This window comes from Belliella pelovolcani, assembly GCF_900156785.1.
GTDB classification, from domain to species: Bacteria; Bacteroidota; Bacteroidia; order Cytophagales; family Cyclobacteriaceae; genus Belliella; species Belliella pelovolcani.
Genome location: NZ_FTOP01000008.1, coordinates 14,168 through 37,038 on the forward strand (window position 1 = coordinate 14,168; position 22,871 = coordinate 37,038).

The 22,871-nt window shown below is 40.0% G+C and carries 20 protein-coding genes; 7 read left to right on the forward strand and 13 right to left on the reverse strand.

Annotation, left to right across the window (positions count from 1 at the left end):
- Positions 1-81: 81 nt before the first annotated feature.
- The gene (locus BW935_RS10045) at positions 82-777 is read right to left on the reverse strand and encodes an XRE family transcriptional regulator (protein WP_076501139.1); all 696 of its coding nucleotides are present in this window, start codon (positions 775-777) and stop codon (positions 82-84) included.
- Between the two features lie 162 nt (positions 778-939).
- Between BW935_RS10045 and dinB the strand changes: the two genes are divergently transcribed.
- Positions 940-2,133, forward strand: coding sequence for a DNA polymerase IV (gene dinB, locus BW935_RS10050; protein ID WP_076501141.1), 1,194 nt, complete (start codon positions 940-942; stop codon positions 2,131-2,133).
- Positions 2,134-2,135: 2 nt separating this feature from the next.
- Here dinB and BW935_RS10055 read toward each other — a convergent pair whose 3' ends face one another.
- From BW935_RS10055 to BW935_RS10075, 5 genes are all read right to left on the reverse strand, one after another.
- Entirely contained in the window at positions 2,136-3,269 is a 1,134-nt protein-coding gene (locus BW935_RS10055) for an ATP-binding protein (RefSeq protein ID WP_076501143.1), read from the reverse strand.
- Positions 3,270-3,462: 193 nt separating this feature from the next.
- Positions 3,463-4,185: a hypothetical protein gene (locus BW935_RS10060; RefSeq protein ID WP_139325534.1), complete on the reverse strand. Its 723-nt coding sequence runs from the start codon at positions 4,183-4,185 to the stop codon at positions 3,463-3,465.
- Positions 4,172-4,549 (reverse strand): GntR family transcriptional regulator, encoded by a 378-nt coding sequence (locus BW935_RS10065; protein WP_076501146.1) that lies wholly within the window; start codon positions 4,547-4,549, stop codon positions 4,172-4,174. The genes BW935_RS10060 and BW935_RS10065 overlap by 14 nt, the downstream gene beginning before the upstream one ends.
- Position 4,550: 1 nt before the next feature.
- On the reverse strand, positions 4,551-5,372 hold the full coding sequence (locus BW935_RS10070; RefSeq protein ID WP_076501147.1) for a hypothetical protein: 822 nt from the start codon (positions 5,370-5,372) through the stop codon (positions 4,551-4,553).
- On the reverse strand, positions 5,369-6,226 hold the full coding sequence (locus BW935_RS10075; RefSeq protein WP_076501427.1) for an ABC transporter ATP-binding protein: 858 nt from the start codon (positions 6,224-6,226) through the stop codon (positions 5,369-5,371). The genes BW935_RS10070 and BW935_RS10075 overlap by 4 nt, the downstream gene beginning before the upstream one ends.
- A gap of 224 nt (positions 6,227-6,450) precedes the next feature.
- On the opposite strand from BW935_RS10075, the gene BW935_RS10080 reads away from it, so the two are divergent.
- Positions 6,451-7,221, forward strand: a complete 771-nt coding sequence (locus BW935_RS10080; protein ID WP_076501149.1) for a CDP-alcohol phosphatidyltransferase family protein — start codon at positions 6,451-6,453, stop codon at positions 7,219-7,221.
- A 55-nt stretch (positions 7,222-7,276) separates the two neighbouring features.
- Here BW935_RS10080 and BW935_RS10085 read toward each other — a convergent pair whose 3' ends face one another.
- The 4 genes from BW935_RS10085 to BW935_RS10100 all read right to left on the reverse strand — a co-directional run bounded on the left by BW935_RS10085 (position 7,277) and on the right by BW935_RS10100 (position 13,683).
- Positions 7,277-7,777 carry a hypothetical protein gene (locus BW935_RS10085; RefSeq protein ID WP_076501428.1) on the reverse strand — a complete coding sequence of 167 codons (501 nt, stop codon included), beginning with the start codon at positions 7,775-7,777 and terminating at the stop codon, positions 7,277-7,279.
- A 10-nt stretch (positions 7,778-7,787) separates the two neighbouring features.
- Complete coding sequence (locus BW935_RS10090) at positions 7,788-9,233, reverse strand: SusD/RagB family nutrient-binding outer membrane lipoprotein (protein WP_076501430.1); 1,446 nt, start codon at positions 9,231-9,233, stop codon at positions 7,788-7,790.
- A 10-nt stretch (positions 9,234-9,243) separates the two neighbouring features.
- Positions 9,244-12,351 carry a SusC/RagA family TonB-linked outer membrane protein gene (locus tag BW935_RS10095; protein WP_076501150.1) on the reverse strand — a complete coding sequence of 1,036 codons (3,108 nt, stop codon included), beginning with the start codon at positions 12,349-12,351 and terminating at the stop codon, positions 9,244-9,246.
- Positions 12,352-12,786: 435 nt separating this feature from the next.
- Positions 12,787-13,683, reverse strand: a complete 897-nt coding sequence (locus BW935_RS10100; RefSeq protein WP_076501432.1) for a mechanosensitive ion channel family protein — start codon at positions 13,681-13,683, stop codon at positions 12,787-12,789.
- Between the two features lie 241 nt (positions 13,684-13,924).
- Between BW935_RS10100 and BW935_RS10105 the strand changes: the two genes are divergently transcribed.
- From BW935_RS10105 to BW935_RS10115, 3 genes are all read left to right on the forward strand, one after another.
- Positions 13,925-16,873, forward strand: coding sequence for a DNA polymerase III subunit alpha (locus tag BW935_RS10105; RefSeq protein ID WP_076501152.1), 2,949 nt, complete (start codon positions 13,925-13,927; stop codon positions 16,871-16,873).
- Positions 16,874-17,041: 168 nt separating this feature from the next.
- Entirely contained in the window at positions 17,042-17,383 is a 342-nt protein-coding gene (locus tag BW935_RS10110) for a hypothetical protein (protein ID WP_076501154.1), read from the forward strand.
- Between the two features lie 46 nt (positions 17,384-17,429).
- A complete protein-coding gene (locus tag BW935_RS10115) occupies positions 17,430-18,041 on the forward strand; it encodes a Uma2 family endonuclease (RefSeq protein WP_076501156.1) in 612 nt (203 codons plus the stop codon).
- A gap of 24 nt (positions 18,042-18,065) precedes the next feature.
- Here BW935_RS10115 and BW935_RS10120 read toward each other — a convergent pair whose 3' ends face one another.
- Complete coding sequence (locus tag BW935_RS10120; RefSeq protein ID WP_076501158.1) at positions 18,066-19,397, reverse strand: amidohydrolase family protein; 1,332 nt, start codon at positions 19,395-19,397, stop codon at positions 18,066-18,068.
- A 174-nt stretch (positions 19,398-19,571) separates the two neighbouring features.
- Between BW935_RS10120 and BW935_RS10125 the strand changes: the two genes are divergently transcribed.
- Positions 19,572-20,168 (forward strand): hypothetical protein, encoded by a 597-nt coding sequence (locus BW935_RS10125; protein WP_076501433.1) that lies wholly within the window; start codon positions 19,572-19,574, stop codon positions 20,166-20,168.
- A 347-nt stretch (positions 20,169-20,515) separates the two neighbouring features.
- A complete protein-coding gene (locus tag BW935_RS10130; RefSeq protein ID WP_076501160.1) occupies positions 20,516-21,133 on the forward strand; it encodes an NADPH-dependent F420 reductase in 618 nt (205 codons plus the stop codon).
- A gap of 52 nt (positions 21,134-21,185) precedes the next feature.
- Here the strand turns inward: BW935_RS10130 and BW935_RS10135 are convergent, their stop codons facing one another.
- Together BW935_RS10135 and BW935_RS10140 are read right to left on the reverse strand one after the other, a co-directional pair.
- Positions 21,186-21,593, reverse strand: a complete 408-nt coding sequence (locus BW935_RS10135; RefSeq protein ID WP_076501436.1) for a group III truncated hemoglobin — start codon at positions 21,591-21,593, stop codon at positions 21,186-21,188.
- Positions 21,583-22,836: an alkaline phosphatase family protein gene (locus tag BW935_RS10140; protein ID WP_076501435.1), complete on the reverse strand. Its 1,254-nt coding sequence runs from the start codon at positions 22,834-22,836 to the stop codon at positions 21,583-21,585. The genes BW935_RS10135 and BW935_RS10140 overlap by 11 nt, the downstream gene beginning before the upstream one ends.
- Positions 22,837-22,871: the final 35 nt, after the last annotated feature.

The following is a 22,871-nucleotide window of genomic DNA, read 5'->3' on the forward strand; positions in this document are numbered from 1 at the left end:
GCGCACGCCAATAGGTTAGTAACGAAAGTTAGGGATAATTGTCTTAGAATAACGGTAATATTTTCGCTAAAGAAGATTTTTTTAATAAATCACCAATCTAAACCTCCACACTTCTCTCAAATCGGAGATAGCAACATAAAAAGGTTTGTATAGAGGATTGCTAGAACAAAGCAAAAGTCGCTCTTTTTCCTTGACCTGATTGTAAGTGATCTTGAATGTCACACCATCCTGCTCAGTGACCATGACGTACTTCTCCCCATCCTTGATGCTAGTCCAGTCATCCACATACTCACAGACAATCCAAGCACCATCTGGCAAAGGCAACATGGAGTCCCCATCAATCTGAAAAACCCTATGTTTCTTATCGGAAGGCAAAAAGGGCAAAGAAAACCTCGGCAACTCTTCTATAAAGTCTGGATCTGAAAATCCCGCCAAATAGGAAGCCTTTGCTCGCTGTGACACCACCTCAATCAACTCTCTACCCTGTACATCCACAGTAGTAGTCAATATCCTGAGATTACGCCCCTTAAGGTATTGGTCCGTCTCCAATGTCTGTCTGAGCTTATACTCCGACAGTGATGCCAGGTCTCTGCGCAACAACAAATCTACTGATACACCGAAATAATCAGAAATCATCAAAATAGCTTCTAATGGCGGATTGATATTCAGCTCATAGCCCGCTAGCTTGGATCTACTGATCCCTACACTTTGTGCCATCGTCTCTTGCGTCAGCCCCTTTTGCTTACGGAGGAATTTGATATTAGAATGAATATACATATCAGATTATCAGATTTTTATAAATAAATCAAGCCCACTGTATCACTACTTGTCAGATTAAATACTGAAGTCCTGACATTTTTTATGGATTCGTATTTCAAATCTAATCAATATAGCCTAAATTATAAACAATAAAATGTTAAAATAATAAACAAAAAATTTATGTCCTCTCAAAGCCGACATATCCTACACATGGACCTAGATTCCTTCTTTGTCTCGGTAGAGCGACTCTACGATGATAGACTCAAGAACAAGCCTATCCTCATCGGCGGATCAGGAGACCGAGGGGTAGTAGCATCCTGTAGCTATGAAGCAAGAAAATTTGGCGTACACGCTGCCATGCCCATGCGTACCGCCAGGCAACTTTGCCCTGAAGCAATTTTGGTTCGGGGAGATTTCGAAAAATACAGTCAAAAATCCCATGAAGTCACCGCTATCATTCAAGAAGATGCCCCTCTTTTTGAAAAATCCTCCATCGATGAATTTTACATCGACTACACAGGTATGGATCGGTTCTTTGGCTGCTTCAAGATGGCTCAAGAACTACGCAAAAAAATCTCAAAAGAGACCGGGCTACCCATCTCTATGGGACTCTCCCAGAACAAAACCGTATCAAAAGTCGCCACAGGAGAAGCCAAGCCAGATAACGAAAAACAAATCCAAAAAGGGGAAGAGAAGCCTTTTTTGGCTCCCCTCTCTGTACGTAAAATTCCCATGATCGGAGAGAAAACCTCCCATACACTCTACAATATGGGGGTCAAGAAGGTACAAACTTTACAGAACATGCCCGCTGAACTCCTAGAAGCTACTTTTGGCAAAAATGGCAGGGTCATCTGGGAAAAAGCAAATGGCATAGACCACTCCCTAGTCACTCCCTATTCTGAAGCCAAGTCCATCTCTTCTGAAAACACCTTCGAACAAGACACCATCGATGTCAAAATGCTCGAAGCACACCTAATCGCCATGACTGAGCAGCTTGCATCCAAGCTCCGACAGCACCAACAGCTCACTGCCTGCGTGAGTGTGAAGATTCGTTATTCGGACTTTGAAACACATACTACACAGCAGCGGATCCCTTACACCTCCACAGATCATACTTTGATCTCCGTAGTGAAGGCACTTTTCAAAAAGCTTTACAACCGGCGCATGCTCATCCGTCTGATCGGAGTGCGATTCAGCAGCTTGGTACATGGCAACTATCAGATCAACCTCTTCGAAGATTCCGAAGAACAAATCCGGCTCTATCAAGCCCTCGACAGACTCAATGTCAAATACGGAGATAAAACCGTCTGCCGCGCTATCGGTATGCAAGTCGGCAGACGTAGATTCAATCCCTTCAGTGGCGTAGAGATCTAGGCCTATTTCTTTACTGTCAAAAAATCCATGTAATTATCAGGAGACACTTTCTCATAAACAGTATTAGGATAAGCCTCTTCAAACCCAGAAGGAAGTGAAGATTTCCTTTTGGGATTCCATTTGGCTTCAAAAGCGTGGATTACTCCTCCCCTTTCCTCTAGCCAATCCAATTCCATTCCTGTTGTCGTCCTCCAGAAATAACTATTAACCTTTATCCTGTTGTAATGTAAAAACTTCATTCGCTCACTGATGATGAAATTCTCCCAAAGTGCTCCTACATCATTCCGCAAAGACAGCGCATTAAAATTGTTGATAATAGCATTTCGAACGCCATTATCCCAAAAATAGATTTTCTTCCCCTTCTTGATTTCCCTTCGCATATTGCGACTGAAAGAATTCATCTTAAAGATCACATAGCTTTTCTCCAAAAGATCTATGTATTTTTCAGCAGTTTCCTTATCTATTCCTATCGTATTTCCCAGCTCATTGAAGGTCACTTCAGAACCTACTTGTAAAGCCAATGCGAGCAATAATTTCTGCAAAATGACAGGCTTCCTCACTTGGTCTAAAGTGAGAATATCCTTGAAGAGATAGCTACTCGTTAGTTCTTCAAGAATCTCCTCTGCTTCACTTGGTTTATTGACAACTTCAGGGTAAAAACCATAAATCAGCCTCGTATCAAGCATCCTTCTCTCCTCCCTCTGAGAGCTATGAGCTATCATTTCTCCTGTAGAAATCGGATAAAGACTCAATTCTCGCTTCCTTCCTGTGAGTGGCTCTTTGATTTCATTTGCCAACTCCAAAGCAGATGAGCCAGACGCAATCACTTGCACATCGGGCATGCCATCTGCGATCAACTTCAAGGTCAAACCAATGTTTTTGACCCGCTGAGCTTCATCGATTACCACCAGTGCATGTGATCCGATGAGTGACTTTAGTCTAGTAATCGTCACATCCTCTAAATCAGCCCTATCATCAGGGTTGTCACAATTGAGCCACAATACATCCAGCTTCTCACGCTCTACCAGCTGCCTCAATAAAGTAGTCTTACCTACCTGCCTAGGCCCCATCACCAACAATACCTTCCCTTGATTGAGTCGGTTCTTAAGCTCTCCTTCTACGATTCTCTTGATCATTTCCAATCTAATTACATGCAAAAATATGTAATTCTTCGATTATAATCGAAAATAAACATGTAATTTTTCGATTACGATCGAAAATAAACATGTAATTCTTCGGTTAGAGAAAGGAGTTGAAAAAATAAAATCAAGGACTTAAGGGGTCCTTGATTTTAAAATACACTTTCTTGATAAAAGATAGACTTACAAATCAGTTACTGAAAAACATAAGATCTGAACTATCATCTTTTTTGAGGTTGATTTCATTTGCTTTTCTTGGGAGTGTCAATTTAGATTCGATAATATTACCGGAAACTCTTCCTAAGAATTGTGACACATCAGCTTTACTCTGATTCAAATGAATCTCTAAATTGGGAATACTTTCTACAGACAAATGAGCTCCAGCATCTCCTCGCAAATCTAAAAACGATATACCATGTTCCCTTCTAAGCTTAAAAGAAGAATTGGAGGCTATTACTTTTAAGCTATCATAATTAAGCGCATTTTGGGTCCCAAACTCAGTGACATCATTTAAAATCAGAGTTTTAATATTCTGCCCAATATAAAGTGTGAACGATCCGTTTTCTTTCATTTTAGCCTCTCTTACAAACAAAGTATCTTCTTTAACCTCAATAAAATATGGGCTATTACCGTCAGAAGTATTTTCATCCCTTCCTTTATAGGAGAATTGTTTATACTCAATTCTGCTCATACCCTCCCTATTAAGCATCAAAATCCCTGAATTTTGAATTGACACTACCGAAAATTCACCTTCAATAGGCATTGAATCAACTAAATCTTCCTCTAACAGAAAAGTCTCTCTTGACAGTAAATCTTCTTTTCCCGAATAATGAACAGATGCAAACATAGCCCCAACCACGGACACCCACGCAAATCCCAAAAAAGAGAATAATAACTTATTACTTGTTTTCATTTTGATTTTCATTAAGTTGATCAAATAGCTTTTTAAAATCAGCAGGAACCATTTTCAAGACTTTTGCTTGATGCACCAGCTTGGGGAGTTCTTCTAGAAGAAAGAATTTTTTCTCATCCTGAATCAAACGCTCTCTCGCATGATCCGAGACAAAAAAGCCTATTCCCCGTTTGTTATCCACTATCCCTTCATTTTCCATCAAGGCATAGCTCCGCATAACCGTATTCCGATTCACTTCCAAGTCTACTGCCAGCTCTCTGACAGAAGGGATCTTGTCTCCTGGAAGTAATTTCCCTGTGAGAATCTGATCGACCAGCCGGTCTCTTATTTGGATAAATATGGTTTTACCATCGCTAAATTCCATATCAGACCTCCCTTTCTTTTAGCTTGTGATATGAAATAATATAACTTAGCACAGCACCCATGTAAAATAAAACTAGCAAGACATAAATCATTAGTGGTGCTTCATTTCCAAAAACTTTGATATCCCATTTGCTATCAAGAAAATAACCAATATTCTTATATCCATCATTAAATAAATTAGATATTATAAATGGAGACAAAGCCGTCACCACGCTGAATACAATCATAAAAAGAGGAAGCATCACAATATTCCACTTTCCATAATATTGACTCCCAGCAAATAGCGCTGAAGGGATAAATAATATTAAACTCAAAATAAAGATATAATATAGCCAGTCTGCACTTTGCTTAATTGGTATTAAAACATCAAAATCTATAATATCAATATTAGTTATCCCCCCTGTAAATGGTATCAAAAACTCCAATGCTATCCATCTGGCAAGGATGGCACTTAAAGCAAAAATTATAGGCATAACCAAAAAAGCCAATGTAAATTTCACTATAAACTGAGAGAATAGCTTCTCCGACGGTAAAGCTGGTAAAAGGAGATATCGCTCAGCAGAAGCCTTGGATCTGAGATCAATAAAACTTTGCCCTACAACAAAAAGTAAAATTGCTATTACATAAAAAAAGTACGCTCTGTTATAAAAATTATTCTTCATCCCATACTGGACCATATCTATCTTAAAGTAGGATAAGCTATAAGTCAAATAGGAAGTAACTAACACAAAAGCTCCAATCAAAATCATCAGATAATACCTCCTATGCATCAAAAACTCAAACTTAATCAACTTCAAAATTCTGGAAATGGATAAACTATTCATGATGTTACTTGATTTTGAGTGGATAAAAATTCTCCTGTAAGTTTTCCTGCAATCACTGCATTGAATAACAATTCCAAATCTGGACTTCCACCTAGATCTCCGACACTTTCAAATTGTCTAGCGATATATTGTGCACCGAGTAAGTGAGATTCTACATAAATCGCTCCCTCTGGCGCTTTGGCTGCTTGGGAGAAAACGAATTCATTTTCTAGTTCCGCCAGATCTGCATGCAGCTTAATCATACCTTCATCCAAGACTATCACCTGATCCACCAGATTTTCAATATCCTTCACTTGATGGGTAGAGATCACCATCGTCTGATCTTCTTGCAAACTCCCCGAAAGTACTTTCCTAAATGTACTTTTGGATGGAATATCCAAGCCATTTGTGGGCTCGTCAAACAGCATCAACTTGGCTCCTGTACTTAGACCAATAGCGATCTGGAGCTTTTTCTGCTGACCAAATGAAAGATTTGATATCCTCTGATCACCGACAATCTTAAACTCCACTAGTAGATTTTCGAGTTTATCTAAATCAAACCCTTCATAAAAATCTTTATAAACACCAACATACTCTTTTACGCTTAGGAATTCTGGGACAGAAACTTTTTCTGGCACAAAGATCATCTGGTTCAAAAATGGAACTGCTCTATCGAATGTAGGATAGATTCCAAAATTCACTTCACCAGAAACAGGCTTGAGCAAGCCAGCCATTAATCGCATTAAGGTAGACTTCCCAGCACCATTCATGCCTAGGAGGCCTATCACCTTACCCTCTTCCAATTGCAAATTCAAGCCTTCACAAAGACTCGGCTTTTTGGGATAAGAAAAATTGAGTTCTTTAATTGAAATCATTTCGAATTGTTTTACTGTCATAGTATATTATGACACTAACATAGGCGATTAAATTTATAAGTCAAAATATTTTTACTTTTTATTTCTGCATAGCCTAAAAGATTTCTCAACCTCACATTGAACATTAAAGAAAAATATCAGGTTAGGAATTAGCTAATTATTATTTATTCAAAGGCAGACTTAAAATTTAGCAAGGGTTTTTAAGTCGAAAGCCGAACTCCAACATGTCAAAATTATCTTCTGAAGAAAAGTTTGTAGATGTCTCCGACTACGGAAGACCATTCGCTAGAGCTTTTGTCAATCAAATACAGCATACCCGTATCACGCCAGTTCAAGTAACCTACCTATTTGGAATCAGTGGTTTGATAGCAGTTTATTGCATATTGAGTGGTTATTATTATGCCGCGGGAATATTCTTAATCATCAAGTCAATATTAGATGCAGCAGATGGAGAATTGGCGAGAACAAAAAATCGCCCATCATACACTGGTCGCTATTTAGACTCTATATTCGACATTTTTCTCAACTTTCTTTTTCTTGGGGCAGTTTGGCATGTCACCACGTCCTCCTTTTGGCTTATGCTATTAGCTTTTATTAGCATCCAAGTGCAAGGAACCTTATACAATTATTATTACGTCATCCTAAGACACAACACTGATGGAGGAGAACGTACTAGTAAAATCATTGAAAACGAGCGCCCAAAGGCTTTCCCTACAGAAAGTCAAAGCACGGTTGATTTCCTCTTTGACACTTACAGTATGCTTTACGGGGTATTTGACAAACTGATTTTCAAGCTTGACAAAAATGCTAACGATGCGCCAGTATTTCCAAAATGGTTTATGTCGATGATTTCAATTTATGGGCTTGGCTTCCAGCTACTTCTGATTTCGGTACTATTATCTACAGGACTTGTAGAATATATCATCCCATTTTTTATTGGGTATAATGTGTTCTTGATAGTGTTTATCGGGATTAGGAAGGTATTCTTAAAATAAAAAAGGGCAACAAAATTTTTGTTGCCCTTTTTTAATTTTCAATTTGCTTAATAGATTACTCTATAACCCTTGTCCTCACTCGCATAGACACAATCTCCTGACCATTGTCAAGGGTCACTAAAAACAAGAAGGCTAATTCATCACCTGGAACAACAGAAGTAACTTCACCATCACTATTCGTCCTTACTTTTTCTTCAAATTCATTTATCGATGTTGTAAAAACAGCGGTCGTAGCTCCAACTTGTATCGGAGCATCCAAATAACTTTCATTTGAATTCAACTGCCCCACATTGATATCGGATGCACCACCTATAGCCTTCGTGATTTCCGCAATTGTTCGTCCAGAGGCTTCTGGAATTTGCATTTCATATCTAATCTCCCCACTTCCCGAAATTGACACTTCTATATATGGATCAAATCCGAAAGTAGTCGCATTTGGGAAAGTTAATGGAACCTCAGCAACATTGTCACTATTCAGCTCACCGAAATCTTGCTCACAAGATGTTGCAAACCATGCGAACACCATCAACACAATATAACTTTTTATCTTTTTCATAATCTTTAGCTTATTCATTCCACCAAACAGGTACGTTAGAGAAAATATTATTAGGGAAATTAGGATTTCTTGCCACCTCTTGAGATACATACTGTGCTCTCAAAGGACGCTGATTCGGATCTATACCTCCTGCGTTTTGATGTGGTGCAAGCGTAGGATAACCCGTTCTTCTCCAGTCTGTCCATTGCTCAATACCATTACCTGTCCATGCGATATATTTTTGAGTGAGAATTTTTTCCAAATCTGACTCAACATTACCGGTTAGATTTACTTCATCCGAATTATCAGCAAAATATTGGTCGATTTGTGTCGCAGTCAATCCTGCCAAAGACATAGAGGCTCTAATTCCTTCTTGATAAAATGCATTGGCATCTCCTGCGATTCCCAATCTCACTACTGCTTCTGCCATGATAAATGCTCTCTGAAAATTAGTGAGTAATCTGACTGGCCCCGCTCCATTACCTGTCACATAGGTATTGAATCTAGACCAGGAAGTCTGCGGAAGTGGTCTCTGACCTGCAAATCCATTATCTATAGTAACAAACTCTCCTGTAGGCGCTGTAACAAAAATCGGTAACCTTGGGTCATTTTTGCTTTGAAGCAAATTCACGAATCGCGTACTAATAATCAAGTCTGCTGCAAATGTGGATATATTGGTCCATTCGTGAACTGGTGCATAACTCCCTTGAGAAGTACCAAAATTGATGTTCAGGTCTTCGTCGTTACTTGAAATGTAGTCATTTTGCAAAACTTCATTGATGATAGTCGTTGCCAAGGCTGGTTCTCTCACTGAAATGGTATTTGCCATTTTCAACATCAAAGTGTATCCAGCTTTTTTCCATCTGAGCAAATCGCCTCCATATGCCACATCATCTTGACTTGGAACAGCTGTAGATTCAGCATCAAGATCTGCAATGCCTTCTCTCACTAAATCAAAAAGACTCTGTATTTGATCTGTACCTTTATAGATATCTTCTTGGCTATCAAGCTCTGGCTGGGTATTTTCTAATCCTTGCAAAGCTTGAGAATAAGGAATATCACCCCAAGTATCTGTAGCCAATGCAAAAGCATATGCTTTCATGATTTTCCCTATACCTGAGTACGCACTTGCTCCAATTGCATCCGCAGATTTGATCATTTCTTGAAATGAAATCAATGCCCCGCCATACAACTCAAACCTCCACTGATTTCCAAAATCATCACCATCGATATCATAGATATCATAGGCTGCTGGAGAACCACCTGCTCCTGCTGTCACAGAAATCACTGTAGAACCGAATCTATTGAGCTCGTTGTTGTTAGCGAAAGCGGTACCAGTCAATCCAGTTGGTAAAAGCAAATCTGGAGTAACTGATTCAGGATTATTTGGATTTTCATTTACATCCAAAAAGTCCTGACATGAAGATGCAGTAAAAACCACTGCTACTGCTAATAATATTTTATTTAATGTTTTCATCTTCGTCATATTAAAGTGTGAATCTGATATTTACACCATAGTTCCTAGTATTGGGCACACCATTCAAGTCTAGACCTTGGATGTTACCCGCTCCTTGCGTATTTAGCTCTGGATCACCAGGGAAGCCTGGAGCAAAGAACCATAGGTTTCGACCACTGAAACCGATACTAGCTTCTCCAAATGGAGTTCTTTCAAGGAATCTTCTAGGAAGATTATAAGCCAAACTCACTTCCCTTAGCCTATAAACTGTGGCATCATATACACCACTTTCAGATATCAAGCCACCCAGTCCTGCCCAATACGTTTGAGCGGGCACTTGAATATTATTTGGCACATATTGCCCATCTCCAACTTCTATCACACCAGGTAGTACTCTTGGCAAATCTCTGTCTACTCCAGTCATTGCTAGTGTACCACCATTTCTCTGATCTACCATACCAAATGAATAGATATCACCTCCCTGACGTGTATCCACTAAGACACTCATCATCCAGTTTTTATATCTAAATGTATTCATCAGGCCAGCTAACCAATCAGGCTGAGGATTAGCGATCACTTGTCCTGCTATTCCAGGTAGATAGCCACCAGTAAGTGGGTTAATTAATAATTCACCCGCTGCATTTCTTTGCATGGCATTACCCACGATCACGCCATAAGGTTGCCCCACTACAATAGATGGCGTCAAACCAATGAATCCATTACCTGGGATACCTGACTGATCGACTCCTGGTGCAATTTCTCTTACCTCATTCCTTATTCTGGTGAAGTTCAATCCCATATCCCAGGAAAAATTACCAGCTTCCAAAATTGTTGCATTCAATTCTAATTCTATACCCTGATTGACCATCTCACCAACGTTTGCAGTTTGTACATCAAATCCAGAAGCATTGGAAACAGCTACATCGAAAATCTGATTGGTAGACCTCGTAAAAAAATATGCTGCATCAATAGAAAGCCTATTGTTGAATAAACCAATATTACCACCTACCTCGTAGCTGGTGACAAATTCAGGTGTCAACTGGTCAGAACCCAATATAGCACCTGGTGAGAAACCTGGAATATTTGCTCCACCAACACCAATTGGAAATTGAACAGAAGCCACATTGTTACCAAAACCAGCAATACCAAAAAATGTATTCAATCGATACGGATCAGCATCTCTACCCACTGTCGCAGCACTAGCCCTTAGCTTTGCATAAGAAAGCACATCTGATTCAATATTGAATGCATCTGTCAACACAAAACTCGTGGCAATAGAAGGATAGAAATATGCATTGTTTCCAGCTGGCAAAGTCGAAGACTGATCGACTCTTCCTGAAAGCTCTAGAAACAAGTAATTATTATAATCCAAAGAAAGCTGAGCATAATAACCAAGTAGCCTTCTTACATTAGAAAATTCGCCTGAACCTGTAAATACTGAGGCATTACTTACATTATCAAAAAAAGGCACATTCAAAGCAGAGCCTAACACACCAATGGTTTGAAGATTTCTTTGATTGATGTTTTGGCCAAGAAGTAATGAAGCACTAAGCCCTTCAGTAAAGATATTAGACTTAGAGGCTGTAATTAATAAATCTCCATTCAATTCAGATCTATAGATCATATCGTCAGCAATACTCCCAGCAGGTGTTCTAGCCGAACCAATTCTTGAAACTGCTTTACGCCTATCAGTGTAAGTATCCGCAGTAACTCTGTAAGTAATATTCAACCAATCAGATATGTCATATCCCACTTTGAAATTACCAAAAACTCTATCAACGGTACTTTCAAGAAACTCGTTTTGCGTACTCCATAGCGGGTGATTTTGAGCTGGGTTGTAGAATAAACTATTACCTAACTCATCTTGGAATGGCTCTCCCACCAAATCAAAGGATCTTGGAATCCTGGTAATCTGACCAAAAGCAGACCCCCCATTACCTGTGATGGTATTTCTTGACTCAGATTTCACATAAGTCACATTACCACTTACCTTAACTCCATTATTGAGCTTTTTATTCCCTCCTACTTGAACATTATTTCTATTGAAAAAAGATTCTGGAATAATTCCATCCTGTAACGAGGAATTCACCGAAACAATAAAGTTGTCATCTCTATTTCCTGATGCTATACTGACACCATTTTGAACGATTCTACCTCTTTGATAAAAATCTCTGACATTATTCGGAAATGCTTGATAGGGGACCGTAGTACCAAAACTTGTTTCTACAGTTTCAAATCCAGGTGTTCCGAAAGCAGGACCCCAAGAAGCAGTAGAGATATTGTTAAAATCATTTTGCGTCCCTTGTCCAAACTGGTTTTGAAAACTTGGTAAACCGTACACATTTTGAAAGTTGACTGAGGAATTTACTGTAATCTCTGTCTTATCGTTCATATTTGCTCCACTTTTAGTAGTGATGACGATCGCACCTGCGGAAGCTCTAGAACCATACAGCACGGATGCAGCTGGTCCTTTTAGTACGTTGATCGACTCAATGGACTCAGGAGCAATATCATTCAGCCTATTGGCTGGTTGCGAGCCAAAAAGTGTGTTTTGGGTATTGTCAGTATCATTATTAAAAATAATCCCATCTACCACAATCAATGGTTGATTAGACCCAGTGAAAGAAGTGATACCTCTAATATTGATATTGGTAGAAGCACCTGGGGCTCCAGATGCACCTACTATATTCACACCTGTCAACTTACCTTGCAAAGAGTTAAGTAAATTTGGCTCAGACTTTTGACTCACCAAATCTCCCTTGATAGACTGTACAGCATATCCAAGCGATCGCTCATCCCGCTCAATTCCCTGAGCTGTAACAATAAACTCACTCAAATCTTCAAGATCGGAAGCCAAATTCACATTGATTTCTGATCTTGACCCCACGCGCTCTTCACGGGTTTTGTATCCAATAAAACTAAATACAAGAACTGCCTGATCTGAGGGCACTTCTATAGTATACCTTCCGTCCAGGTCTGTGGTAGTACCCGAACTACTTCCTTTAATTAGAATATTCACTCCTGGAATACCCTCCGGTTCCTCTGTAGAGGTAACCCTTCCCGTTACTGCTTTACTCTGCGCCCACATTTCATTGGTAGCAAATACAAGCAACAGAAGCGACAATAAAACTCTCTTCATGTTATAATATTTGGTTTAATGATAAATATTAAATACTAATATTAATTGTTTTTGTTATATAATAAAAATTTAATGATTTTTTTAACCAATATTTAAAACAATTATTTATTCTAAAAAAATAAAATTTTATAGAAGATATACTAAATCATTAAATAATTATATTTTAATAAAAAACAGAATATTTATTCACATTTGCTGCTTTTATTTAAAAAATAAAATGATGTTCAAGCTAAATCAAAATAAACAACCCTTCACCCTTCAAAATTAATCTACAGTATATTTCAAAAGAATCTATTTTATATGTATATACACGTAAAATTATCTAAAGGTTTAAAAAATTTTACCTTTTTTTATCCATAAACAGATTTTATGAAATAATTACCATTAAAGATGTGATTTAAACCTGAAAATACCAGAAGAAAAAATATAAGATTTTTACTGTCTCCTACCCTCAAGAATTATGGATGTGGTCGGATAGACAATCCTAACACTACTTTCAGCCTTAAATTGATCAATAATACTTTCTGTGATCAAATGTTCAAAAAATCTCCTTTTCCTGGGATTACACAAATAGCGCAATGAAAGTTGTATTCCTCTTTCGTGAATCTTAGCATATACCGTGGGAGTATATTGGGTGAAAGAAATGAAATGCTCCTTCTGCGCTTTCTTAAGGGCTATTTGGATACTTCGATATTCTTTCTTGAATATCTCTTCAAGCATTTCAGTTAAAATCGACTTGGCTCTCTTATAATCGGAATCCAAACTGATGTTAATATGCTGCTCATTCCATATATAATCAAAACCCTGACTGTAATTGGCCTGCGGTGCCGAAAAAACCATCCCATTTGGGACGTGAATAATCCTACCTGTACTCTGCTCAGCATCCACCCAGTTACCCACTTCAAGGATACTAAACTGAAACACCCTCGTATCTACCACATCACCTTTAAACTCCCCTATCTGTACCCTGTCCCCTATATCAAAGGGCTTGCGCCAAAGAATAAATAGCCAACCAGCAATGTTGATAAAAATATCTTTTAAGGCAATCGCTATACCCGCTGATAATAATCCAAGGAAAGTCGTGATGGATTGGAAGTTACTGATCCAAATATTCCCGATTAGTAAAAATCCAATAAATACAATGATATACTGAACAGTCTTCCTCCAATGATAAAACTTTTTAAGCTCTGTCTCTTCTCTTTTTGCGCTGATAATCTTGAAAGCGAGCTTTTTAATCACCCACAAAACCACTATGATCATGATGGTCTTGTAGATGTCCCATCTCAACTCATAGGCCACTACTGTATTCAAATAATCTATCCAATGTTCCATATTTTCAAAAGTATCAAGCTTCACTTACAATTTCATCCTTTTTATCGACAGTCCAAAAGCTTTCCCTGACAATTCCCTTCATAAACTTGCAAACTGGATTTTTTATTGATTAAATTATAAACATATAAATGTTAATAAAATTAACATTTATAAAAAACCAAGATATATCGCTTCGCTTATATCACGCAGTATCTATCCAATTATTTCCCCGACCAAGGGGGAGGCATATTTCACCAAGTATATGTTTATCAATTGCCACTCTTACTACAGCTTCAAATACGGCACGCTCTCGATCGAAGAACTGGTCTCCGAGGCCAAAAGCAAAAAACTGGATGCGCTGGCCTTGACAGACATCAATTCAGTGGCCGGGGTGTTCCCGTTTATCCGGGAAGCACAGAAGAATGGCATACATCCTGTAATTGGGATTGACTTCCGCAATGGGGTAAAGCAGCAGTATATAGGACTGGCCAAAAATCAGGAAGGCTTCTACGAACTCAACCGCCACCTGTCCCATAGACGGACCAAAGGGCTGGAATTTGACACTCAAGCTCCTCCTTTTCAACATAGCTTTGTCGTATATCCATTTAGGGAAAAAGTATTCCCCCTACGGGAAAATGAATTTATCGGTATCCACCCCTATCAACTCAACCGTCTGGCCAAATCTCCTTGGTACCGGTACAAGGATAAACTGGTACTGCTACAACCTGTCAGCTTCTCTTCCAAGATTGGCTTCAATGCCCATCGCCTTCTACGGGCAGTGGATAAAAACACCCTGCTCAGCAAGCTCGAACTTGAGGAGCAAGGTGACATCAGTGATCAGCTCTATTCCTATGCGGATATGGTAGCCCGCTGCGAAGGTCATAGCTACCTCTTGTACAATTCACAGCGCCTGCTGGAAGCTTGCCAGTTTTCCTTCTACTTCCAGGCAGTCAAAAACAAGCGGGACATCTTAGGCTCAGACTGGGAGGATTTTGACTACCTAAGACAGGAAACTTTCAAAGGTGCCATCAATCGCTATCCAGATCTCACGCAGAAAATCAGCACACGGCTGGAAAAGGAACTGGAGCTTATCCAACAGAAGGGCTTTGTATCCTACTTTCTGATCAATTATGATATTGTCAGCTTTGCCCGGCAACGTAACTACTACCATGTAGGCCGTGGCAGTGGTGCCAATAGCATCGTGGCTTACTGCCTGGGTATCACAGACGTGGACCCCATTGAGCTGGATTTGTATTTTGAGCGCTTTATCAACCTGTATCGGGAAAATCCGCCAGACTTCGATATCGACTTCAGCTGGACAGATCGGGATGAAGTAACGAAGTACATTTTTGAAAAATACAACAAGGAAGGGCAAGAGCATGTGGCCCTGCTAGGCTCTTACAGTACCTTCCAGGCCAATTCTATGTTGCGGGAACTGGGAAAAGTGTTTGGCTTGCCCAAAACTGAGATCGAATCGCTGATCTACCATGCCGACAAGCCCAACCATATTCCCGACCAATACGGAAAGCTGATTCTGAAGTACAGCCAGGTGCTGCACGGGATGCCCTCACACCTGACCATCCATGCCTGCGGGATATTGATTTCCCACAAACCCATTCATTACTACACTGCCACTGAAATGCCCCCGAAGGGATTTCCGCTGGCACATATTGATATGCATACGGCGGAGGATATCGGGCTACATAAGTTTGATATTTTATCCCAACGTGGGCTTGGACACATCAAAAGCAGCTTGGAGATCATCTATCAGAATCGAGGTGTAAAAGTAGACATCCGACAGGTGGAGCAATTCAAGAGAGACCCCAAAATCAAGGAACTGCTCCGAACAGGACACACCATTGGGGCCTTTTATGTAGAGTCTCCGGCCATGCGTATGCTACTGGCCAAGATGAAGGCTAGCGAGTATCTTGAGCTTGTTGCCGCCAGCTCTATCATCCGTCCTGGAGTAGCTCGCTCAGGAATGATGCGGGAATACATCCTGAGGCATGTGAATGAAGAGCGGCGCAAGCAAGCCCATCCCGTGATGATGGACATCATGCCCGAGACCTATGGCATCATGGTCTATCAGGAGGACGTGATTAAGGTGGCGCATTACTTTGCCCAACTCAGCTTATCGGAAGCGGATATTCTGCGACGGGGCATGAGCGGGAAGTCCCGCTCCAAAGATGAATTCCAGCGGGTAAAAGATCAGTTTTTTCTGAATTGTGAAAAATTGGGAAGAGACCCGAAAATCACCAAAGAAGTCTGGCATCAGATTGAGAGTTTTGCGGGCTATTCTTTTGCTAAGGGACATTCTGCATCCTTTGCAGTGGAGAGTTATCAGAGTCTGTACCTGAAAGCCTATTTTCCGCTGGAGTTTATGGTGGGGGTGATCAATAACTTCGGGGGGTTTTATCATACGGAATTCTACATCCACGAACTCCGCATGAACGGGGCAGATATCCAGGCTCCACATATCAATGAGAGCGATTATCTTACGAATATCAAAGGGAAAACTGTATACCTTGGTTTTGTTCATCTGAAATATCTGGAAAAAGCCAGCATTGAAAAAATACTCAGCGAGCGGAGAACCAATGGTTTGTTTGCGGGCTTGTCAGACTTTATTGCTAGGGTAGACATCAGCTTGGAGCAAGCCCTGATTCTGATCCGCATTGGTTGTTTTCGCTTTACGGGCAAGAGCAAGCAGGAACTGCTTTGGCAGGCACACTTTATCCTGAACAAGCGTAAGACGGTGGCTACGGGCAACGAGCTCTTTCGGCAAACGGGATTCCGGGAATTGCAGGTTCCTGAGCTTGAGGAGGCTGACCTGAGGCAAGAGATCGTTGATCAGATCGATATCCTGGAGTTTCCTCTGGACTCTCCTTTTCACCTGGTCAAAGATCAGACGGTACTTAGTATCAAAGCTAGGGATTTGAAGCAGTACTTGGGCAAACAAGTACAGATTATCGGTTATCTCGTCACGATCAAATACACCCGTACAGTGAAGGGCGATGTGATGAACTTCGGCACCTTTGTCGACCGGGAGGGAGACTGGATAGACACCGTACATTTCCCTCCTGTGGTCAAAAAACACCCTTTTAAGGGCCGTGGTATCTACCTGATCCGAGGCAAGGTGACGCAGGAATTTGATTTTTATAGCATTGAGGTGGAGTGTTGCGAAAGGATGGCGTATTGGAATGCGGGTGATTGAGGATGGTTCAAGTCTTATGACTTGGACCAGAAGCACCACAGTCTTCAGACCGTGAAAATGCAGTCTGAAGACTGCAAGAACCTAGGTCCAAGACTAAGTCTTGAACCAAAAGGGTAAATAATCAACCACTCTTGTAGCACTTATACTTTAACTTACGTACAGTCAAATATGAAAGCTTATGCACCGTCTTTTCTGTTTTTCATTTTATTGCTTCTGGGAGCTTGTGTAGAAAACAATGATCCGGTCCAAGAAGGAGAAGCCGAGGTGGTCATTCAAACTGCCACCAGAGGTAGTCATCAGTTTTTAATTAGATTTGAAGGAGATCTTTTCTACCCGACCAATCTACCGGAATCATTTCAAGTGCTTGTTCAAGACCCCATTCCTGTATATATCATATTCAATAAGACAGGTGCGGAAGTAACAATTTTCAAACCCGCACCGAATGATGTACCAATTTTTGACAGGTTAATCCCAGAAATAAGAATTGTTGACATTAGACGCAGAGACTGAGAATTAGAGTCTTTCATTTCTGTTTCAAAACGAGTAAATTTATTTTATGGAAAAGGATGATTTAAAAGACAGGGTAGAAGAGCCAGCCTCGGCGTATGGCCACTATACCTATGCGGATTACCTGACTTGGCAGATGGATGAAATGGTCGAGTTGATCAAAGGTAAGGTTTTCAAACAGGCAGCAGCTCCTAGAAGAATTCATCAAGATGTTTCTGGGAAAATTTTTAATATGCTTTACAACTTTCTGGAAAGGCAACCTTGTAAAATTTATGCTGCTCCTTTCGATGTAAGGCTCCCTGTCAAGTCAAAAAAACACGAGGACATTGATACGGTTGTTCAGCCAGATATCTGCGTGGTATGTGATCCTGATAAATTAGATGAACTAGGATGTATCGGCGCACCCGACCTAGTCGTAGAGATCCTATCCCCAGGAAACAATAAAAAAGAACTTCAAAATAAATATGAAGTGTACGAAGAATCAGGCGTGAAAGAATACTGGGTAATTCATCCCAATGAATGTACTTTGTTGATCTACACCTTGGTCAATGAAAAGTATATAGCTTCACGATTATTTACCATAGGCGACATAGTAAAGTCCAATGCTGTAGCTGGTTTTGAACTTGATCTGACCGAAGTATTCGAGAATTTACAACATTAGCACTGAAGGAAATATACCAGCCGCTTACTCCACCAAATTTTTATAAATCTTCCCATCCTTCATAATTACCACAAACTTCTCGGCAGGATTGGCAATCAATGAAAGGTCAGCCAAAGGGTTACCATCCACTAAAATCAAATCTGCCAAGGCTCCTTCTTCCACCACGCCCAATCTGCCAGGATAGGGACTTCTCAGCCCAGAAAGCTGTAGCAACTCAGCATTGTCAGCTGTGACCATCTTGAGAATTTCGGCATTACTGAACCACTGCTGAAGGCGTAGGATATAGGAATTCTGCTGTTCGTTCAGCTCTGGTTCGAACAAAAAATCTGTTCCCCAAGCGATCTTCAACTTCATCTTTTTGGCCATAGGCCAAAGTTGCGCTTGGCCCTCAATCACAGGCTTACGTTTTTCGACTCTTTGTGGATCCATATCAGGAGTGCTCTCCACAAGGTTTTGTGTACTCAACCACACCCCTTTTCTCTTCATCAATCTCAAAGTCTTCTGATCCAGCATCTGCCCATGTTCCACGCATTTGACACCTGCCTTGATAGCCCTCTGCACGGCTCTAGGAGTATAGGCATGCACCATTACATAGGTACCCCAATCCTCCGCCGCTTCGACAGCAGCCCGCATTTCATCAAAAGTATATTGGGTCACATCCACAGGGTCATAAGCAGAGGAAGTGCCTCCTCCTGCCATCAACTTGATCTGACTGGCACCAAAGCGCAAGTTTTCTCTTGTGGCAGTCAAAACTTCATCTCGTCCATCTGCAATAAAAGTAGCATTGAAACGCTCTGCTCTTGAAGGCTCACCGAAGAACCTTCTAGACTTCTCGTCAGGCGTTCTGAAGTCTCCATGTCCGGCTGTCTGCGAAATCGTAGCTCCCGATGGCCAAATTCTTGGGCCTGTCAGTTTGCCTGCATCTATCCCCATTTTCAAAGGAAAAATAGGACCGCCCGCATCCCTTACAGAGGTAAAGCCTCGCATCAGCATCCTTTCCGCATTACCACCTACCTTCTCCATGATCACTCCCTCAGAAAGCATGGGCGACATCATTTCCCGCATGGTCAGTGCTCCAAATGCCATGTGGACATGCACATCTATCAGGCCTGGCATAAGTGTTTTTCCAACTCCATCGATTCTCAGCACATCATCTGTTGCTACAGCTACCTGACTAATTGATTTGATTAAACCATTTTCAACCATAACTGTCCTTGGCTCTGTCAATGTCAAGGTTTTCGAATCGAAGATTCTCACATTTTCAAAAATGACTGAATTGTAGGTATGCTCTTGAGCAAATGAAACAATTGGAATCAAACAAACCTGAACCCAAAGCAAATAGTAAAATTTCAGCATATTATTGTTTTTTACTTACACAGAATTAAATATAGGCTTTTTAAAGTATCGTAACCTTCAATCCTGAATAATTTTTACTAATCAAAATAAAGGTGATTTCAAATTTCACCCAAATGGGTGATCATTTCGGATACAATTCTGAGCAATTTTATGCAGAACCAAAACCTCAACATTATGAAAAATTTAAAATCAAAAATCAGACTTGCGACATTCTTAATTGGCATATCGGTATTACTGTTTGCCCAATGTACCATGGACGGTATTGAGCCTATTGACAACAAACTTGCTGTAATTGATGAAATCATCAATACTGAATCAAGTCAGGAAAATCTTAGAAGATCGGATCAAAATCAACTTTTAGCCGAAATGAGACGTCTTACTGCCAAGTACCAAAGACTTGAAATAGCAGAAGCCGATGGCTATATATTAGACAGAGAACATTGCGTAGCCCATCCTGAACTAGGGGGTATGGGACATCATGCTCCTAATTTCGGGATTGTAGATGGCGAGTATGATGTGTTCCAACCTGAAGTCTTGGTGTATGAACCGATGGAAAACGGGAAAATGAAATTGGTAGCAATAGAATATGTCATCATGGCTGACCTCTGGTCTCAAGAAACACCTCCAATGTTTGGTGAAGTAGAATTTGATTTTGTACCTGCTAATCCTATGGGATTGCCTTTTGATAATTACCAGCTGCATGTTTGGATTTGGAAACATAATCCAAGTGGGATGTATGCTCCCTTCAACCCAACTGTCAGTTGCCTATAAAACTATACAAGGAGGCTCGGCATGCTGCCGCGTCTCCTTATTCTTTGACCATTTAAATTTACTTTTATACCCCCCAAGAAAAGATAAACAATTTATTATCAACCCTATAAATACCAAAACCTAAATTAAAATTATCATTTTCATCTACCTAATAATCAATTTTGAATATACATAAACGCTTCTCATTCTTTTTATTCATATTTTTCAGTATTTAATTTTGTTATTCATCTTTTAATTTATAATTTTCAACACTTTCGAGTAAGATTTGCCAACAATAAGTAATAAAATAACGCTAAAATCTAACTCGAGATAAGGCAAACTATCACCCGCTGAAAACCCAGAAAGTTATGAATTTAGGAATTATAGGAGGAACAAAATTGGCATGTACTTTAGGCAATAAATACCTATCTACAGGAGCCAAGGTAGTCTTTGGAGTCCGACAAGGATTCGAAGCTAAAGATGTAGAATGGAAAATCCTAAACATGTACTTGGACAAAGTATTTGGATACAAAGAGGCTATTGATCAATCTGATATAGTTTTAATCTGTTGTGACAATGAGAATCTTGTAAGCGTATGTGAAGTATTGAAAAAAATCGACCTGACAGATAAGATTTTAATCGATTGTACAAACAGTGCGTTTAATAAGTATTTCTATTGTAACACTACATTTATCCAAGAAAGTATTGGTGATGAAACACCCATATACAAAGCCTTCAACAACCTAGGTTTAGATTATCCAAAATCTGACCCTATGGGTATGATCAAAGAAACTTACTATTGCGGAGAGGATGGTTTAGTGAAATGCAAGGTCAAAAAATTGATAGAATTAATAGGTTTTAGGGCTATAGATGCCGGAAAAACAGAAAGTGCCCTGCTTTTGGAGGCCTTTTACCACCTTAGAAAAGAAATTGCCTGCAACAAAAGAGAACAAACCGACTATCACTTCAAACTCATATCTGTTTAATTTAGGATTTACTATTTGATCAAAAGGCCGAAGCTAGTTTGTTTCGGCCTTTTTATTCTACAGTTTTTCTACTCTCCATGATTCGAAAAAACAGAATATGAGCCATGCGCTGTGCATGGACTTTGGCATACGCTGCTGCTTCACCCTCAAAATTTTGCTCCACTGTCTCAAACCAAAGTCCCAACCAACTCAGAAAATGTTGCTCTTCTAAGTGATGATTGACTCGTCTATCAACTTCTTTATGAACGGGAACAGGGCTGAATTTACCTGCACCAGGGCCAGTCTGAAGCAGGATCATCTCCCAAAAATCAGTCAATCGCTCTAAATGCTCCTCCCAATCTTCTACAATACCATTAAAAATAGGACCCAAATCTGCGTGCAACCTGACCTTCGTATAAAAGCTTCTAATTAATGTAGCAACTTGCTTTCTATTCTTTATCTCCTTCTTTTCACTTATCATCTTTGAGAATTTTTTGTAGAACATGTAGACTCCCATCAATCCCATCAGGAATAGGTAAACTCAAAATACTCGCAATCAAAGGGTAAACATGAATATTTTGAAAAGGCTCAATGACCAAACTTGATTTGATTCTTGGTCCACGTGCATAGAAAATAGCTCCCATTTCTCTGTATTCAGGACTGAAACCATGCTCACCAAACACATCCGTCTTCAGAAGTCCCGACCTATTTTGATATTTGATCATGTCAGGCGTCGTGGCTAGATAGAAACCCAAATCAGGCATTATCAAAATATCACCCAGTCGATCTGCATAGGTGTCAACATTTTTGTAATACTTTTTATCCTGAACCATCACCATCTGAAAAGGTCCTTCCCTTTTAGATAATTTGATCATTACCTCTTCCTTTTCCAAGGGGTTTTCTAGATAAAGATGCGCCATAGCGCCATTGTTAACCACCCTTGCTGCAATGCCATCTGTGATCAAGTCCAAATTCAGTAGATTTTGTTTTGGTACATTGACCATACCATGATCTGATACAATAAACACATTGATATCTAAATCGAAACTTTTTAAGCCTTCGAAAAGTGCTCCGAGCTCTCTGTCCAGTTTTTCTAATTTCTGAGCAAGTTGTTGATCATTATCAGGCCCATATGCATGACCAATATCATCCATGTCTGAAAAATACAAGGTAATCATTCTTGGTCGCTCCTCTTCGGGTAATTCGAGCCATTCAAATACTTTTGTCACTCTAGTCAAATTTGTGATGGCTGCGTCATAATTATGATAATAGCTTGGTCTGACTCCTTGGACATCTGCTTCCGAGCCAACAAAAAAATAACTGGCTGCTTTGATTCCATGCTGTTCTGCCAAAACCCATAATGGCGTGCCACCATACCAGTAACCATCCTCCACGATATCTCTATCCCTAATGCTGTATATTTTATCCTTTTTTGAATCATAAAAGGCATTGTTGACCAAGCCGTGATTTTCTGGTTTCATCCCCGTAGCAATGCTGTAATGATTGGGGAAAGTTTTGGTGGGAAATGAAGGAATCATTGCTTCTGCCGCCGTCCCTTCCTTGATAAACTTCAAAAGATTCTCTGGCTGGAATCGCTCCGTATAATCATACCTATAACCATCCAATGATATCAATATCACATACTGCTCTCGCTCTTGTCCATGGGAAATCGAGACGACAAAAATCCATAAAAACAGACACCAAAACCACCTTAATTTCATCATGATTGACTTTTTTCTTTGATTGATCAAAGGTACAG

What these genes read in the sequence shown, in the direction of transcription:
- BW935_RS10095 (WP_076501150.1), bottom strand. Translation starts at nt 12,351, where the DNA reads ATGAAGAGAGTTTTATTGTCGCTTCTGTTGCTTGTATTTGCTACCAAT.
- BW935_RS10105 (WP_076501152.1), top strand. Translation starts at nt 13,925, where the DNA reads ATGTTTATCAATTGCCACTCTTACTACAGCTTCAAATACGGCACGCTC.
- BW935_RS10080 (WP_076501149.1), top strand. Translation starts at nt 6,451, where the DNA reads ATGTCAAAATTATCTTCTGAAGAAAAGTTTGTAGATGTCTCCGACTAC.
- BW935_RS10135 (WP_076501436.1), bottom strand. Translation starts at nt 21,593, where the DNA reads ATGATAAGTGAAAAGAAGGAGATAAAGAATAGAAAGCAAGTTGCTACA.
- BW935_RS10120 (WP_076501158.1), bottom strand. Translation starts at nt 19,397, where the DNA reads ATGCTGAAATTTTACTATTTGCTTTGGGTTCAGGTTTGTTTGATTCCA.
- BW935_RS10110 (WP_076501154.1), top strand. Translation starts at nt 17,042, where the DNA reads ATGAAAGCTTATGCACCGTCTTTTCTGTTTTTCATTTTATTGCTTCTG.
- BW935_RS10130 (WP_076501160.1), top strand. Translation starts at nt 20,516, where the DNA reads ATGAATTTAGGAATTATAGGAGGAACAAAATTGGCATGTACTTTAGGC.
- BW935_RS10140 (WP_076501435.1), bottom strand. Translation starts at nt 22,836, where the DNA reads ATGATGAAATTAAGGTGGTTTTGGTGTCTGTTTTTATGGATTTTTGTC.
- BW935_RS10045 (WP_076501139.1), bottom strand. Translation starts at nt 777, where the DNA reads ATGTATATTCATTCTAATATCAAATTCCTCCGTAAGCAAAAGGGGCTG.
- BW935_RS10100 (WP_076501432.1), bottom strand. Translation starts at nt 13,683, where the DNA reads ATGGAACATTGGATAGATTATTTGAATACAGTAGTGGCCTATGAGTTG.
- BW935_RS10090 (WP_076501430.1), bottom strand. Translation starts at nt 9,233, where the DNA reads ATGAAAACATTAAATAAAATATTATTAGCAGTAGCAGTGGTTTTTACT.
- BW935_RS10085 (WP_076501428.1), bottom strand. Translation starts at nt 7,777, where the DNA reads ATGAAAAAGATAAAAAGTTATATTGTGTTGATGGTGTTCGCATGGTTT.
- BW935_RS10115 (WP_076501156.1), top strand. Translation starts at nt 17,430, where the DNA reads ATGGAAAAGGATGATTTAAAAGACAGGGTAGAAGAGCCAGCCTCGGCG.
- BW935_RS10055 (WP_076501143.1), bottom strand. Translation starts at nt 3,269, where the DNA reads ATGATCAAGAGAATCGTAGAAGGAGAGCTTAAGAACCGACTCAATCAA.
- BW935_RS10065 (WP_076501146.1), bottom strand. Translation starts at nt 4,549, where the DNA reads ATGGAATTTAGCGATGGTAAAACCATATTTATCCAAATAAGAGACCGG.
- dinB (WP_076501141.1), top strand. Translation starts at nt 940, where the DNA reads ATGTCCTCTCAAAGCCGACATATCCTACACATGGACCTAGATTCCTTC.
- BW935_RS10070 (WP_076501147.1), bottom strand. Translation starts at nt 5,372, where the DNA reads ATGAATAGTTTATCCATTTCCAGAATTTTGAAGTTGATTAAGTTTGAG.
- BW935_RS10060 (WP_139325534.1), bottom strand. Translation starts at nt 4,185, where the DNA reads ATGAAAACAAGTAATAAGTTATTATTCTCTTTTTTGGGATTTGCGTGG.
- BW935_RS10075 (WP_076501427.1), bottom strand. Translation starts at nt 6,226, where the DNA reads ATGATTTCAATTAAAGAACTCAATTTTTCTTATCCCAAAAAGCCGAGT.
- BW935_RS10125 (WP_076501433.1), top strand. Translation starts at nt 19,572, where the DNA reads ATGAAAAATTTAAAATCAAAAATCAGACTTGCGACATTCTTAATTGGC.